Below are 16,214 nucleotides of genomic sequence, written 5' to 3' on the forward strand. Positions count from 1 at the left end.
AGATGTTGCTGATTTGTTTAATCTTAAATCTGGTAAAATGAAAGTCAAATTTATTGGTGGAGCAGGAACTGTTACGGGTTCGAAAACATTAATTGAAAGCAACGGTGTTAGGATTTTGATAGACTGTGGGCAATTTCAGGGTATTAAGCCATTGCGAGAGCTCAATTGGGAGCCATTACCCATTTTACCTTCAACAATAGATTTTGTTTTGTTGACTCACGGACATTTGGATCATTGTGGCTGGTTACCCAGATTAGTTGATCAGGGTTTTACAGGCAAAATTTATTGCACAAGTCCAACAAAAGATATAACAAAACTAATTCTTTTAGACAGTGCTAAAATTCAGGAAGAGGAGGCGAGCACAGCCAATAAAGGAAAATTTTCTAAACACGAAATCGCCCAGCCACTATATACCGTTGCCCAAGCTGAAAAAGTTTTCCCGCATTTTAGAGTTATTAAAACAAATGAAGCTATATCATTGGATGCTGAAATTACTGCAGTTTACTCTAATGCAGGACACATCTTGGGAGCTTGTACGATAGAATTGCAACTTGAAAATAAGGTTTTAGTTTTTTCTGGAGATATTGGTCGTGATAACGATGTATTAATGTATGCGCCAACAAAACCCAAAAGAGGCGATTATATATTTTTGGAAAGTACGTACGGCGATCGTCTTCATCCCGATACGGATGTCAAAGCGGAACTGGAAATGTACATTAATAATACGGTTGCGAAAGGCGGAACAATCATTATTCCCAGTTTTGCCGTAGAGCGTGCACAAACAGTCATGTATTTATTATGGCAACTCAAAGAAGAAGAAAGAATTCCCAATATTCCTTATATTATTGATACACCAATGGGAATAAGTGTTTTGGATATTTTTGAAAATAATAGAAAATGGCATAAATTACCAGAACATGAATATATTGGTATGTGTAAAATGTTTTCGATGATTACTGATTATCAAGAAACTATTGCAACTATATTTGACAAACAACCCAAAGTGGTTATTGCCGCTAGCGGAATGATTACAGGGGGGAGAGTGCTGAGTTATTTAGAACGATATATAGGTTTGCCGGAGACGACAGTAATCATTATTGGCTTTCAAGCTGAAGGAACTCGTGGAAGAAAATTGTTAGAGGGAGCCAAAGAAATTAAAATTCACGGTAAATATTATCAAGTATTGGCAAATATACTGGAAATAGAAAGTTTATCCGCTCACGGAGATCAAAGAGATTTGCTAAGCTGGCTTTCAGCCTTAGAAAATAAACCTATTACGGTGTTTTTAGTTCATGGTGAAAACAAACCACTTGATGATCTATGCATAAAAATCAATGAAAAATACCATTTCGATTGCAAAATTCCTTTAATGGGGCAAGAATTTGAATTGTGATTATCAAAATCTCCATACTTGTTGTCTGTATGAGCGAAAATAATTTTGAAACCCAAAGTGAAAACTTTGGGTTTTTAATTTTGTTTAAATGATAAGATTTAGAAAGTATTTATAATTGTGTTTATAGGGTTGCATGAATGCTTTGTAGCGTTAATTAAACTTTAAAGTCAAGCAATAAATTGCGGTTGAGCTAAATTATTCTTACTTTCACGACCAATAAATTTAATTACAAATCGTTTTTATGAATAATTTTGATTGGACGCAATTACTTAATCCGGAATTTTATATCAACCTTCAAATAGGAGAAGTTCAAATAGGTTTGTATATAGTTTTATTTATAATTTTTGCTGAAACTGGTCTTTTTGCCGGTTTTTTTCTTCCCGGAGACAGTTTGCTTTTCCTTGCAGGGATTTACAGTAAAGATTTGATCCAAAATATGATTACGATAGATAGCGATTTTATTAATGTTACTTTATTGTCGTTGTTGGTTGCCGCTGCAGGAATTGTGGGTAACACTGTTGGTTATTGGTTTGGAGCAAAAAGCGGGTATTATTTATTTAAAAAAGAAGATACTTTTTGGTTCAAGAAAAAATACCTATTGCAGTCGAAAGATTTCTTTGAAAAGTATGGCGGGAAAGCAATCATATTTGCGCGTTTTTTACCGATTTTCAGAACCTTTGCGCCGATCGTGGCTGGAATTGTGTCCATGGATAAAAGTAAATTTATGTTTTTTAATGTTTTAAGTTCTTTTCTATGGTCTTTTATTTTAATTTTTTCTGGACATTATTTATATGGTGTCTTTTTAGAAAATTTTGGAATTGATTTAAAAGAACATATCGAATACATTATAATAATTATTGTACTTATTACTACTGTTCCAGTTTTATTTAAGCTTTTGAAGAAAAGAGTACATATAAAATAATCAATCATTACTTATTAACAAAAAAACTCCGTTTCAATTGAGAAACGGAGTTTTTTTGTTTTAAAAAGGGAGTGAATTACATCATTCCTGGCATACCTCCACCCATTGGGTTTCCGCCACCATTATCTTCTTTAATGTCAATCAAAGCACATTCGGTAGTTAATATCATTCCGGCAACTGATGCTGCATTTTCTAAAGCAACACGAGTTACTTTCTTAGGATCGATAATACCTGCTTTTAGCATATCAACGTATTCGTCAGTTTTAGCATTGTATCCAAAGTCACCTGAACCTTCAGCAACTTTTGCAACAACTACTGAGCCTTCAAGACCTGCATTTTCAACAATAGTTCTCAAAGGAGATTCTACAGCACGAGATACAATTTGGATTCCTGTAGCTTCGTCAGCATTGTCCGCTTTGATAGTGCTTAGTACAAGTTTAGCTCTAAGTAAAGCAACACCACCTCCAGCAACAATTCCTTCTTCAACAGCAGCACGAGTAGCATGAAGTGCATCATCAACTCTGTCTTTTTTCTCTTTCATTTCTACTTCAGAAGCAGCGCCTACGTAAAGAACAGCAACTCCACCAGCTAATTTAGCCAAACGTTCCTGTAATTTTTCTTTGTCATAATCAGAAGTTGTAGCTTCCATTTGACCTTTGATTTGGTTGACACGATTTTTGATCATATCAGCTTCACCAGCACCACTTACAATAGTCGTGTTGTCTTTATCGATAGTCACTTTTTTAGCAGTCCCTAACATTTCGATAGTTGTGTTCTCTAAAGTATAACCTCTTTCTTCTGAAATTACAGTACCTCCAGTTAAGATTGCAATATCTTCAAGCATTGCTTTTCTTCTGTCCCCAAAACCAGGAGCTTTTACTGCAGCAATTTTCAAGGCACCACGTAATTTATTTACCACCAATGTAGATAATGCTTCCCCATCAACATCTTCAGCAATAATTAATAATGGTTTTCCAGATTGAGCAACTGGCTCAAGAACTGGTAATAATTCTTTTAAGGAAGAAACTTTTTTATCATACAAAAGGATGTATGGATTTTCCAATTCCACTTCCATTTTTTCTGGATTGGTAACAAAGTATGGAGAAAGATATCCTCTGTCAAATTGCATTCCTTCCACAACATCTACATAAGTGTCAGTTCCTTTGGCTTCTTCCACAGTGATCACACCTTCCTTTCCAACTTTTGCGAAAGCTGCAGCGATTAATTCGCCAATTACTTCATCATTATTAGCTGAAATTGAAGCAATTTGTTTGATTTTTTCAGAATCACTTCCTACTACTTTAGCTTGTTTTGCCAAATCAGCAACAATAGCTTCAACCGCTTTGTCAATACCTCGTTTCAAATCCATTGGATTTGCTCCTGCAGCAACGTTTTTCAAACCTTCTTTCACAATCGCTTGAGCTAAAACAGTAGCAGTTGTTGTTCCATCACCGGCTAAATCATTAGTTTTAGAAGCAACTTCTTTAACCATTTGAGCGCCCATATTTTCTAATGGATCTTTTAACTCTATTTCTTTTGCAACGGTAACACCATCTTTAGTAACTGTTGGACCTCCGAAAGATTTACCAATAATTACATTTCGACCTTTTGGTCCAAGTGTTACTTTTACTGCATTTGCTAATGCATCAACACCACGTTTTAATCCGTCACGTGCTTCTATATCGAATTTTATATCTTTTGCCATTTTTATTTAGCTTTACGCAGAAGGCTTTATGCTTTACGCTAAAACCGAACTGCAATTAGTATTATGTTTTTCTAGCTTAAAGCTTTGGACTTAAAGCCAATTTTAATTTGTAAATTTTACTTTTTATAATATTAACCTCTTTTTCGAGACGCTCAAATAATTCGATGTTAATATATTTTAAATCTTTTGAAAGAATCAGTAAATATTCTGTTTCACAAGCTGAGCCTAAAGCAATATTAAGAAATTGATTAAATTCTTTGTCACTGTTTCTGCCACATCCTTCACTAATGTTTGTTGGAATTGAAGAAGATGCTCTGCGAATTTGACTGGTTAAACCATATAATTCGTCTTTAGAAAAAACAGAAGTAATTTTATATATTTCTAATGTAAAAGCGTGACTTTGTTGCCAAACCTCATATTTTTTGAAGTCTCTCATTTGCTTAAAGCTTATTGCCTATAGCTTAAAGCTATATGATTGCTAAAATATCATCTTCTCTCATTATCAAATAATCTTTTCCTTCCAGTTTTAATTCCGTACCAGCATATTTCCCATAAAGAACTGAATCTCCAATTTTAACTGTCATTGTATGATCTTTTGTGCCATTCCCTACAGCAACTACAGTTCCCTTTTGTGGTTTTTCTTTGGCGGTATCCGGAATAAAGATCCCTGACGCAGTTTTGGTTTCAGCAGCAACTGGTTCGATAAGAACTCTGTCTGAAAGTGGTTTAATGTTTAAAGCCATGATTTTATTTTTTAATTGTTTTTTTTAACGATTGCTTATAAGATTTCAGAAATTATGCCAACCTATTTAAACTGACATATTTTCTTATAAAAAATGCCAGCTTTGACAGGCTGGCATTTAGAATAAGGTGTAATAATTTATTTTGCTGGATTTGTCGCAGCAGGTGTGTTTTGAACTGGAGAAGTTGGTGCAGCAGTTGTTGGTGCAGTAGTTTCTGTTGGCTCAATAATTTTTGAATCATTATCACTTAATGCTCCTGTAAAGCTTAAGCTTGAAAGAAGTATCAATACAATTAAAATAGTAGCAAGTGTCCAAGTACTTTTGTCTAAAAAATCAGTTGTTTTTTGTACACCACCTAGCATTTGTGAACCACCTACTGTAGAAGATAATCCGCCGCCTTTAGGGTTTTGAACCATTATTACTACGATTAATAGGAAACAAACGATAGTTATTAAAACTAAAAAAATTGAAAATGTGCTCATTGCTTAATTGTTATAATTATTTTGTTGTAAAATCTTAATATCTGAGATACGGTCTGCAAAGAAACTACTTTTTTCTGGATATTTCAAAATTAATATTTGATAAGCTTGAATCGCTTTTAGATATTTTTTTTGTTCCAAATATACTCTTGCTAAAGTCTCGGTCATGAGGTATGAATTGTCATCTTTATTTAGGTCGAAAGTCACTGTGGATGTCACGCCGTATTTTACAGGCGGAATCTTTGGGCTGGTTTCTATAAACTTGTCAATTAGCTCCGCTTTTTTCTTTTTGTTGTCGTCTATTGGTAACGTTTTAGGACTAATCGTATTTTCGGTTTCTCGATCAATTGGGAGTGTTCGGGATAATTGTAACCATTCTTGGAAAGAATGTTTTTCATTTACAGAAAAATCCAAAGGTTGGCCAATGGCTAATTTTTCTTCAAATATCTTAGCTGTATCATCAGATTCTATTGGTAAAGCTTCTTTTATAGAGGTAAGAATAGATTGCTCTAAAGTATTTGTTTTGTACTCCAATTTTTCTTCGTGAATAATTATTTCACTATCGATTACATTGATGTTGTGTAGCTCAATTGTTTTTTTATCGTAAAAATCTTTTTGTATTGCAGTAAAAGTGTCTGATGTAATAAAATCAAACAAAACGGTTCTGTCGGTGGTATGTGCTGCCGTAACTTTAAGGGCAAAATTATATTTAAAACTATTTAGGTTGTAAAGTCCTTTTAATGTTAAAGCCCTGGCGCTTTGAAAATAAGGGAATTCATCCAGTACTTTTTCCAATGCTGCCGTTTGCTTCTCATTGATAGCATTTGGTTTATTAATCAGATAAGTATAATCAGTTACATTCATAAAGGTTATTCGTTTGTTTGGTTATTCTTTTATTTGTTCTCGATTAACCGAATCAACAAATTACCGAATCAACACCTCATTTACCATTTAGCTAAAGATTCATTAAAGATATCTTGGGTTATTCTTTCAAAAATTTCTTTCAAAGCACTGTTTAATGTAGATCCTACCAATTGTTGTTCCGCTGGATAATCATAATAAAACTCAAATGTTTTTTCAAAATTATCTACCTCTTTGTTTTTATTGGAAAATCGAACATTTACTCTTATTTTCAAACGGTTTTGAGCCGCTTTTTGGTCGGCTGTTGCCGTCATTGGGCTTATCCTGTAATCTACAATTTCTCCTTCGTACGTTAAATCAGCTCCGTTTTTAACCAAATTTAAATTAGTTTGATTTTGGATTATGTCTTGTAAAGCAAGTGTAAAAGTTCGGTCTATTCCAGGCTCAATCAGTTCCGCGTTATTTTGAAAAAAATTGACTTGAAAAGTTTTTGCATCAATTTTTCCTGTTCCTGTGAAGTTATAAACAGAGCAACTGTTGATGCTGAATATAATTGTTGCAAGAAGAATAAGTTTTATGTGTTTCATTTTCTATTTTAAAAATTGCTTCGCCACTTCGCTAACGCTTGGGTCAAATATATTCATTTTCAATCAAAACATTATTGTCTATTTGATTGGTGTACAATAACTACAAATCAAATTGTTTTATTTTCCGATATAAAGTTCTTTCGGAAATTCCCAATTCATCGGCAGCGGCTTTTCGTTTTCCTTTATTTTTTTCCAATGATTTTTTGATCATTTCAATTTCTTTCTGCTCTAATCTCAATATTTCTTCTTCCTCTTCGACAGTTTCTGCAAGTAAATAGTTGTTATCATCATTTTCTTGATAACGTTCTTCTTTATTTTGAGCTGCAATCAAAGCGGTTCTTGGTTCTTCTTCAAAATCTATTTCGCTGTCATTCTCTTTAGATCCGTATATTTTTGTAATTAAGTTTTTATTAGTTTCCTGCACTTTTGAACTGCCGTTTTCCATTAATTCTAAAGTAAGTTTTTTCAAGTCATGCAAGTCACTTTTCATATCAAAAAGTACTTTGTACAAAATTTCTCTTTCGTTACTAAAGTCGCTGTCGCTTTTCTTGTCTTTGATTACCGATGGCAAATTACTTCCTTCAGCAGGCAAGTAAGATTGTAAAGTTGCAGCCGAAATTTCGCGGTTTGTTTCTAATACTGAAATTTGTTCCGCGACGTTTCTCAACTGACGAATATTACCACTCCAGCGGAATTTTTGCAAAACAAGAACAGCACTCTCTTCTAATTTTAATGGAGGCATTTTGTATTTATGCGCAAAATCTGAGGCAAATTTTCTGAATAACAAATGAATATCTTCTTTTCGCTCTCGCAACGGAGGCAAAGTAATATCTACGGTACTTAATCGATAATACAAATCTTCACGAAATTTTCCTTTTTCGATGGCATTAAATAAATTAACATTGGTAGCAGCTACAATTCGCACATCCGTTTTTTGCACCTGAGAAGAACCAACTTTTATGAATTCCCCATTTTCTAATACACGCAACAATCGTACTTGAGTAGTCAACGGCAATTCACCAACTTCATCCAGGAAAATGGTTCCACCGTCAGCCACTTCAAAATACCCTTCGCGTGTGTTTGTTGCACCCGTAAAAGCGCCCTTTTCATGTCCAAAAAGTTCACTGTCAATAGTTCCTTCAGGAATCGCGCCACAGTTTACAGCAATGTATTTTCCATGTTTTCTATGAGAAAGCGAATGAATAATTCTAGGAATATTCTCTTTTCCAACGCCACTTTCACCAGCTACCAGTACCGAAATATCAGTAGGAGCAACTTGAATGGCTTTTTCTATGGCACGATTGAGCTTTGGGTCATTCCCAATAATCTCAAATCGTTGTTTTATAGCTTGAACTGATTCCATATATTTTTAATTTTACACGAATTTCGCAAATTATTAAAACTGATTTTGCTGTTTAAATAATGTATTCGATTCGTAATAATTATTGCGGTTTGGTTAAGGTGTCTTGTAAAGGGACTGTTTTCTCAACTTTTTGTTTTGGGAAATAGGTTCTGATGATATAGAATGTAGCTCCAAATCCAATTATAAAAGTGACTAAACCAATTATTATATTTTTTTTTAACATTTTACTCTTTTAAAATTTTGGTTATGAATTTAAATTTCAGATAATTTTTTTAATTCATTTCACTAAACCCAATTGCTTCTCCTTTCAAAGTTCCGCTGGTACAACTCAAAATTTTGACATTTACAAAATCTCCTATATTATAATTCTCCTTTGGAAAAACAACGGTAATACTTTGTGAATTTCTTCCAGAAAACTCTTCTTTAGATTTTTTGGAAACTTTTTCTACCAAAACTTCTACGGTTTGACCAATGAATTCTTCAGAGCGCAACCAAGCATGTTTTTGTTGTAAATCGACAATTTCCTGCAATCTTCTTGCCTTTGTTTCTTCAGTAACATCATCTTCCATTTTTCTTCCTGCCAATGTTCCCGGACGTTCAGAATACGAATACATATAACCGAAATTATATTTCACGTATTCCATCAAACTCATTGTGTCTTGATGATCTTGTTCCGTTTCTGTTGGAAAACCAGCAATCATATCTTGTGAAATCGAACCATTTGGAATAATCGATCTGATTTTATCAATCAAAGTCATGTATTCTTCACGGGTATGCAAACGATTCATTTCCTTTAAAATTCGGTTGCTTCCAGACTGAACCGGTAAGTGAATGTGCTTGCATATATTAGGATATTTCGCAATCACGTGCAAAATACTTTCGTGCATGTCTTGGGGATTTGAAGTCGAAAATCGGATTCTCATTTTTGGAAAACCAATAGCCACCATTTCTAACAACTGATCAAAATCTACCGCTGTTGCTTTTTGCATTTCGGTCGCATTTTCGAAATCTTTTTTCAATCCACCGCCGTACCATAAATAACTATCCACATTCTGGCCCAAAAGCGTAATTTCCTTAAAACCTTTGTCCCACAAATCCTGAATTTCCTTCATGATACTTTGCGGTTCCCGGCTGCGTTCGCGTCCGCGGGTAAAAGGCACCACGCAAAACGTACACATATTATCGCAACCACGCGTAATAGAAACCAAAGCCGTAATTCCGTTGCTCATCAATCGCACTGGTGAAATATCGCCGTAGGTTTCGTCTTTCGACAAAATCACGTTAATAGCATCCCGTCCTTCTTCGACTTCTTGTAAAAGGTTTGGCAAATCTTTATACGCATCAGGACCTACAACTAGGTCTACAATTTTTTCTTCTTCCAGAAACTGACTTTTCAATCGTTCCGCCATACAGCCTAAAACGCCCACTTTCATCTTTGGATTAATACGCTTCACAGCATTGTATTTCTCTAGACGTTTGCGAATAGTTTGTTCCGCTTTGTCCCGAATCGAACAGGTATTCACCAAAACTAAATCGGCTTCTTCCAGAATTTGCGTCGTATTATATCCGTTTCCAGATAATATAGAAGCTACAATTTCGCTGTCCGAAAAATTCATCGCGCAACCGTAACTCTCTATAAAAAGTTTCTTCGTGTTCTCGGGTTTATTTTCTAGTACAAGACTTTCACCTTGTTTGCTTTCTTCAATAATCTTTTCCATCCTATATTTTCAAAGTGCAAAGATAAGTCAATTTCAATAAATATGACAAGATGTCAGCCGAAGATTTAACATTGTTTTAAGTCATTTCAAACTGTTCCATTTTTAAAAGCAATTTCCCGCTTTCCGTTACAATTCTTCCTCTCGTGGGCAACATTTTTAAATAACCGCAAGAGCTTCCTTTGGTCGCTTTGCTGTTATAAAAAATGTAAGCCAGCGAGACTCCGGGATTTTCACTTTAATCGGGGCTAGGGCATTTGAATTAAAATTATTGTTACAAATTGTACGATGAGATTTTTATTATTTGCTATTTAATTCTTCAAAATTCAATTCAATTAAGATCATCTTAAACCTGCATTTCAACGAGAATTTTGACTTTTAAAATTTAAAAAACTCAAAATTTAAAAAAATCATATACTTTTGCCGACATAAACAATCGGGACATGGCAAAGAATTTAGTTATAGTTGAGTCACCTGCAAAGGCAAAAACAATTGAAAAATTTCTGGGAAGCGATTTCCAAGTGGAGTCAAGTTATGGGCATATTGCCGACTTACCTTCCAAAGAAATTGGGGTAGATGTAGAAAATGGTTTCAAACCTAAATATGAAGTTTCTGCTGATAAAAAAGCATTGGTTACCAAATTAAGAGGATTAGCCAAAAATGCCGAAATGGTTTGGTTAGCAAGTGATGAGGATCGCGAGGGTGAAGCCATTTCTTGGCATCTTGCCGAAGAATTAAAATTAGACAAAAAGAAAACAAAACGTATAGTTTTTCACGAAATTACGAAGACAGCAATTTTAAAAGCGATTGATAATCCACGTGAAATCGATTATAATTTAGTCAATGCACAGCAAGCACGTCGTGTTTTAGACCGATTGGTTGGTTATGAATTGTCACCCGTACTTTGGAGAAAAATAAAAGGGGGACTTTCTGCTGGACGTGTACAATCGGTTTCCGTTCGTTTGATTGTGGAACGGGAAAGAGAAATTCAGAATTTCAAAGCCGTGGCTACGTATTCTATTGTAGCAGAATTCACTAACGAAGCTGGGAAAGCATTCAAAGCAAAACTTCCAAAAAATTTCAATACAAAAAAAGAAGCCGAAGATTTTTTAAATAAAAATACCGGTTCTACATATAAGGTAGCGGATTTAGAAACTAAACCTACCAAAAAATCACCAACTGGTCCATTTACAACTTCGACTTTGCAACAAGAAGCCGCTCGTAAATTGTATTTGCCTGTTGGAATTACCATGCAACTCGCACAACGTTTATACGAAGCTGGACTTATCACTTATATGAGAACGGATAGTGTGAATTTGTCTAAAGATGCAATGGAAGCTGCCGAAGCTGAAATTATCAAATCCTACGGAAAAGAATTTTCTAAACCTCGAACTTTTGTCAATAAAAGTAAAGGAGCACAGGAAGCCCACGAGGCAATTCGTCCTACGGATATGTCACGTCACACCGTAAATATAGACAGAGATCAAGCGCGTTTGTATGATTTGATTTGGAAAAGAACCTTGGCTTCGCAAATGAGTGATGCGCAATTAGAGCGTACAAACGTAAAAATTGAAGCTAATAATCACGGTGAAATTTTCACGGCATCTGGAGAAGTATTGCTTTTTGAAGGTTTCTTGAAAGTGTATTTGGAAGGTCATGATGACGATGAAGAGGAACAAGAAGGTATGTTGCCAGCGATGAAAGTCAACGAAAAATTAGGAAACAATTACATCACGGCTACGGAAAGATATTCTCGTGCAGCTGCAAGATATACGGAGGCTTCTTTGGTAAAAAAATTAGAAGAATTGGGAATCGGTCGTCCTTCTACTTATGCGCCAACGATTTCTACGATTATCAACAGGAATTATGTGGAGAAAGGAAATCTTGACGGACAAGAACGCAATTATACGCAATTGACTCTACAATCTGGGAAAGTAGGAGAGAAGTTGCTGAAAGAAAATACCGGTTCTGATAAAGGGAAATTAGTTCCTACAGATATTGGAACTATTGTTACAGATTTCTTGGTGAAGAATTTCGGAAATATTTTGGACTATAATTTCACGGCAAAAGTCGAACAAGATTTTGATGAAATTGCCGAAGGAAATATTGAATGGACAAAAATGATGCAGGAGTTTTACGATAAATTTCACCCAACGGTAAAAGATGTCGAAGCCAATGCAGAAAGAGAAAGTGGCGAAAGAATTCTAGGAACGGACCCAAAAACCGGTAAGCCAGTTTCGGTACGTTTAGGAAAGTTTGGACCAATGGCTCAAATTGGGGCTGCAGATGATGAAGAGAAAAAATTTGCCAGTTTAATGGCGGATCAAAATATTGGAAATATAACTTTAGAGGAAACTTTAAATTTATTTTTGTTGCCAAAAAATCTTGGAGAATATAAAGGAGACGAAGTTGAGGTAAGTAATGGTCGTTTTGGTCCTTACATTCGGCACGGAGCGGCTTTTGTTTCTTTGCCAAAAGGCGAAAACCCTTTGGATGTAGATTTAGAAAGAGCAAAAGAATTAATCGACGAAAAAGCATTAGCTGATGCTCCGATTGCGGTTTATAAAGGTGAAGGCGTTCAAAAAGGGGTAGGTCGTTTTGGTCCTTTTATCAAATGGGACGGATTGTTTATAAATGTAAGTAAGAAATATGATTTTGATAATTTGTCTCAAGCTGATATTGAAGCTTTGATTGAAGATAAATTGCAGAAAAATATTGATAAGGTTTTACACAATTGGAAAGACGAAGGAATCTTAGTTGAAAAAGCCCGTTGGGGACGTTCAGTAATCACCAAAGGAAAAATCAAAATTGAATTGAGTAAGGATGTTGATGCAACAAAATTGACATTAGCTGAGGTTCAGGAAATGATTGCTAAGAAAACGCCTGCTAAAAAAGTAGCAGCTAAAAAAACGCCAGCAAAGAAAGCTGTAGCAAAGAAACCAGCAGTTAAGAAACCAGCGGTAAAAAAGTAATAAACAATAACTAATTCCATTTTCATTTCTCTTTTGCCTAGGCGAAAGAGTCAGGGAGCGGATAAAAAGAAATAAAATGGAATTTGATTTTCTAAAACCAGTAGATAATGAAATCCTTGATTACATAAGTGGATTGACTTCTCAGCAATTGGGAAGCAAAATTGTTTTGCATACAAAAGAGCAATTTCCGGATTTAAACAAGATTAAAATTGCCGTAATAGGCGTTTTAGAAAATAGAGGAGAGAGAAATGCTATTTCTGATGTTGATTTAATACCACTGAGGAAAGAGTTGTACGGATTATTTCCAGGGAACTGGGCTGCCTCAATTGCTGATTTAGGTGATATTCTTGCAGGGAATTCATCTGCTGATACTTATTTTGCACTAAAGAAAGTTGTGGCAAGTTTAATCAAGAAAAAAATTACTCCTATAGTTATTGGGGGTTCTCAAGATTTGACTTATGCACTTTATAGAGCTTATGATGATTTAGAACAGATGGTCAATTTAGTTTCTATCGACAATAGATTTGATTTTGGCAAGGATGAAGAGGAGGTTTCAGCTTCTTCTTATTTGACTAAAATAATAGTTGACGAACCTAATAATCTTTTTAACTATTGTAATATCGGTTATCAAACCTATTTCAATTCGCAAGAAGAAATAGATTTGATAGAAAAATTATTTTTTGATGCGTACAGGTTGGGAGAGATTTCTAATAATATTTCTCTTTCGGAACCTGTTTTTAGGGACGCAGATTTAGTGAGTATTGATTTGCATTCTGTTAAATCATCTGATTCAGGGAATTTTATTTCGTTTGCACCGAATGGTTTTAATGGAAAAGAGATTTGTTCGTTATCCAGATATGCAGGAATAAGTGATAAAGTGACTTCTTTTGGAATATTTAATCATAATAATTCAACGCAGGAATCGGTTATAATAGCGCAAATAATTTGGTATTTTATTGAAGGGTTTCATTATCGTTCCAATGAGTATCCTTATGGAAGCAGAGAGAAGTACATTAAATACATAGTTCCATTAGAAGAGGAAGAACTTGTTTTTTACAAAAGTGACAAAACGGACCGCTGGTGGATAGAGATTCCTTTTATTTCAAACGGTAATAATAAACTAAAAAGAAATACGTTATTACCATGTTCCTACGATGAGTATTTATTGGCATGCAATCAAGAATTACCAGAAAGGTGGTGGAAAGCACAAAGGAAAAATATATTATAGGTTTTTTGGGGCTTTATTAATGATATTTTATAAAAAACATGTTGTTTAGTAAGAAAAGATTGTTTTTTAAATAAATAATAAATAGGTTTACACACTTAAAAATAATGAATAGATAATCCAAATTTATATGAAGAAGTTCATTGCATTTACGGCAATATTGACCCTATTAATTGGCTGTGGTAAATCAGGCGACAAAGGAGAACTAGTTGGTGTTAATGGAGGAAAATGGCATCCTGAAAAACCTTATGGAATGACTTTAGTTCCAGGAGGCGCTTTTATTATGGGTAAATCAGATGATGATTTAGCTGATGTTGAAGATGCTCCAACAAAAACAGTTACTGTTCGCTCTTTTTACATGGACGAAACTGAAATCACCAATAGTGAATACCGCCAATTTGTAGAATGGGTAAAAGATTCAACGATGAGAGTTCGTTTGGCAATTCTTGCTGACGAAAGTGGGCAAAAAGCAGGTGATGGAAAAGGAAAAGGTAAAAATGCCGGTAGTATTGGTGATTTTGCTTTTAACGATTCAGATCCTGAAAAAATGACGGCTTATGATAAATACATGTATGATAACTATTATAGTGTCGGTACTGCTGATGATCCCTACGCCGGTAGAAAACTGAACAAAAAAGTAAAACTAATTAAAGATACTAAGTTGTATCCGGATGAGTACTATACTGAAGTGATGGATTCTATGTATTTGCCTATAGAAGCTTCTTATAATGGATTGCGTACCATTGACGTGAATAAATTAAAATTCCGCTATTCTTGGATGGATATTCAGGCTGCTGCCAAAGCAAAAGTTGGAAAAAGAAAAGATTTTATAAAAACGGAAGAAGTGAATGTGTACCCAGACACAACTGTTTGGATCAAAGATTTTGCTTACTCATACAATGAACCAATGCACAATGACTATTTTTGGCATAAAGCATATGGCGATTATCCAGTTGTAGGAGTTAAATGGACACAGGCAAAAGCTTTTTGCGCTTGGAGAACCCTAAATAAAAACACCTACATAAAATCTAAAAAGAAAGGTCATGATTTGATAAATTCTTTTAGATTACCTACTGAAGCAGAATGGGAATATTCGGCAAGAGGTGGATTAGAGTCTGCTACCTATCCTTGGGGAGGTCCTTATACTAAAAATGACAGGGGTTGTTTTCTTGCTAATTTTAAACCAAACAGAGGAGATTACGCAGCAGATCAAGCTTTGTATACTGTAGAAGCAAAATCATACGAGCCAAATGGTTATAATTTGTATAACATGGCAGGAAATGTTTCTGAATGGACCGATTCATCTTATGATCCAAACGCCTACGAATATGTTTCTTCAATGAATCCAAATGTATTAGATGCTTCGAATAAACGTAAAGTTGTTCGTGGCGGTTCATGGAAAGATGTTTCTTACTTCCTACAAGTAAGTACTAGAGATTTTGAATATGCAGATTCTGCAAGAAGTTTTATCGGATTTAGAACTGTTCAAGATTACATGGGATTACAGACTACTGGAAACGGTAAAAAAGCAAAATAAAATAAAGAGACCAAATCGATCTATCAAATAAACCTAAAAAACAATATCATGGGATTACTAAGCAAAAAACAAATGAATTTCGCATACGGGATGGGAGCAGCAGTTGTTATCATTGGTGCATTATTTAAAATAACTCATATCGAATTTGGAGTTATAACAGGAAATTTAATGTTAACCATTGGATTGGTAGTTGAGGCAGCGATTTTTGCACTTTCTGCATTTGAGCCAGTTGATGACGATTTAGACTGGACTTTAGTATATCCGGAACTTGCAAATGGTAAATCTGCAGGTCCAAAAAAAGCTAAAATAGAAACTCCTTCTGATGCTCAAGGATTGTTATCTCAAAAATTAGATGCAATGCTAAAAGACGCTAAAATTGATGGTGAATTAATGGCTAGTTTAGGTAGCAGTATTAAAAATTTCGAATCAGCTGCAAAAGGGATTGCTCCAACTGTAGATTCGATTAATTCAACTAAAAAATACAGTGAAGAGTTGACTTTGGCAGCAGCCCAAATGGAATCTTTAAATAGTTTATATAAAATTCAGTTACAAAGCGCTTCAAGAAATGCACAAATAAATGAAGAAGTTGCTGAGAATAATTTAAAATTGAAAGACCAAATGCAGTCTTTGACATCTAACCTGTCATCATTAAATAATGTATACGGCGGAATGCTTTCTGCAATGAATAACAAAGGATAATTAGTTTCAAACT

At 34.6% G+C, this 16,214-nt stretch carries 15 protein-coding genes; 6 read left to right on the top strand and 9 right to left on the bottom strand.

Annotated elements, in window-relative coordinates; translation table 11 throughout:
• Window positions 1-37 precede the first annotated feature (37 nt).
• A complete protein-coding gene (locus tag ACFX5F_RS02445) occupies window positions 38-1,393 on the top strand; it encodes an MBL fold metallo-hydrolase RNA specificity domain-containing protein (protein ID WP_379849565.1) in 1,356 nt (451 codons plus the stop codon).
• Window positions 1,394-1,634: 241 nt separating this feature from the next.
• The gene (locus ACFX5F_RS02450) at window positions 1,635-2,315 is read left to right on the top strand and encodes a DedA family protein (protein ID WP_379849567.1); all 681 of its coding nucleotides are present in this window, start codon (window positions 1,635-1,637) and stop codon (window positions 2,313-2,315) included.
• Window positions 2,316-2,391: 76 nt separating this feature from the next.
• On the opposite strand, the gene groL is transcribed toward ACFX5F_RS02450, so the two are convergent.
• From groL to miaB, 9 genes are all read right to left on the bottom strand, one after another.
• Window positions 2,392-4,020 carry a chaperonin GroEL gene (gene groL, locus ACFX5F_RS02455; RefSeq protein WP_103998812.1) on the bottom strand — a complete coding sequence of 543 codons (1,629 nt, stop codon included), beginning with the start codon at window positions 4,018-4,020 and terminating at the stop codon, window positions 2,392-2,394.
• A gap of 76 nt (window positions 4,021-4,096) precedes the next feature.
• Complete coding sequence (locus ACFX5F_RS02460; RefSeq protein WP_379849569.1) at window positions 4,097-4,456, bottom strand: four helix bundle protein; 360 nt, start codon at window positions 4,454-4,456, stop codon at window positions 4,097-4,099.
• Window positions 4,457-4,487: 31 nt separating this feature from the next.
• On the bottom strand, window positions 4,488-4,763 hold the full coding sequence (locus ACFX5F_RS02465; RefSeq protein ID WP_035670228.1) for a co-chaperone GroES: 276 nt from the start codon (window positions 4,761-4,763) through the stop codon (window positions 4,488-4,490).
• 137 nt (window positions 4,764-4,900) lie between these two features.
• Window positions 4,901-5,245, bottom strand: coding sequence for a preprotein translocase subunit SecG (secG, locus tag ACFX5F_RS02470; protein ID WP_379849571.1), 345 nt, complete (start codon window positions 5,243-5,245; stop codon window positions 4,901-4,903).
• 3 nt (window positions 5,246-5,248) lie between these two features.
• Window positions 5,249-6,106, bottom strand: coding sequence for a DUF8458 domain-containing protein (locus tag ACFX5F_RS02475; protein ID WP_379849573.1), 858 nt, complete (start codon window positions 6,104-6,106; stop codon window positions 5,249-5,251).
• A gap of 80 nt (window positions 6,107-6,186) precedes the next feature.
• Window positions 6,187-6,690, bottom strand: a complete 504-nt coding sequence (locus ACFX5F_RS02480; RefSeq protein WP_379849575.1) for an LptE family protein — start codon at window positions 6,688-6,690, stop codon at window positions 6,187-6,189.
• A 100-nt stretch (window positions 6,691-6,790) separates the two neighbouring features.
• Window positions 6,791-8,053, bottom strand: coding sequence for a sigma-54 interaction domain-containing protein (locus tag ACFX5F_RS02485; RefSeq protein WP_379849576.1), 1,263 nt, complete (start codon window positions 8,051-8,053; stop codon window positions 6,791-6,793).
• Between the two features lie 79 nt (window positions 8,054-8,132).
• The gene (locus ACFX5F_RS02490; RefSeq protein WP_379849578.1) at window positions 8,133-8,276 is read right to left on the bottom strand and encodes a hypothetical protein; all 144 of its coding nucleotides are present in this window, start codon (window positions 8,274-8,276) and stop codon (window positions 8,133-8,135) included.
• A 49-nt stretch (window positions 8,277-8,325) separates the two neighbouring features.
• Entirely contained in the window at window positions 8,326-9,771 is a 1,446-nt protein-coding gene (gene miaB, locus ACFX5F_RS02495) for a tRNA (N6-isopentenyl adenosine(37)-C2)-methylthiotransferase MiaB (protein ID WP_379849580.1), read from the bottom strand.
• A 440-nt stretch (window positions 9,772-10,211) separates the two neighbouring features.
• Between miaB and topA the strand changes: the two genes are divergently transcribed.
• The 4 genes from topA (at window position 10,212) to porL (ending at window position 16,201) form a co-directional block, all read left to right on the top strand.
• Window positions 10,212-12,740: a type I DNA topoisomerase gene (gene topA / locus ACFX5F_RS02500; protein ID WP_379849582.1), complete on the top strand. Its 2,529-nt coding sequence runs from the start codon at window positions 10,212-10,214 to the stop codon at window positions 12,738-12,740.
• Window positions 12,741-12,816: 76 nt separating this feature from the next.
• The gene (locus ACFX5F_RS02505; RefSeq protein WP_379849584.1) at window positions 12,817-13,968 is read left to right on the top strand and encodes a formimidoylglutamase; all 1,152 of its coding nucleotides are present in this window, start codon (window positions 12,817-12,819) and stop codon (window positions 13,966-13,968) included.
• A 127-nt stretch (window positions 13,969-14,095) separates the two neighbouring features.
• Window positions 14,096-15,502: a T9SS ring complex lipoprotein PorK/GldK gene (gene porK, locus ACFX5F_RS02510; RefSeq protein ID WP_379849586.1), complete on the top strand. Its 1,407-nt coding sequence runs from the start codon at window positions 14,096-14,098 to the stop codon at window positions 15,500-15,502.
• A 48-nt stretch (window positions 15,503-15,550) separates the two neighbouring features.
• A complete protein-coding gene (porL, locus tag ACFX5F_RS02515) occupies window positions 15,551-16,201 on the top strand; it encodes a type IX secretion system motor protein PorL/GldL (RefSeq protein ID WP_379849588.1) in 651 nt (216 codons plus the stop codon).
• Window positions 16,202-16,214 lie beyond the last annotated feature (13 nt).

The sequence above is a fragment of the Flavobacterium zhoui genome (assembly GCF_042787235.1).
Lineage (GTDB): Bacteria > Bacteroidota > Bacteroidia > Flavobacteriales > Flavobacteriaceae > Flavobacterium > Flavobacterium zhoui.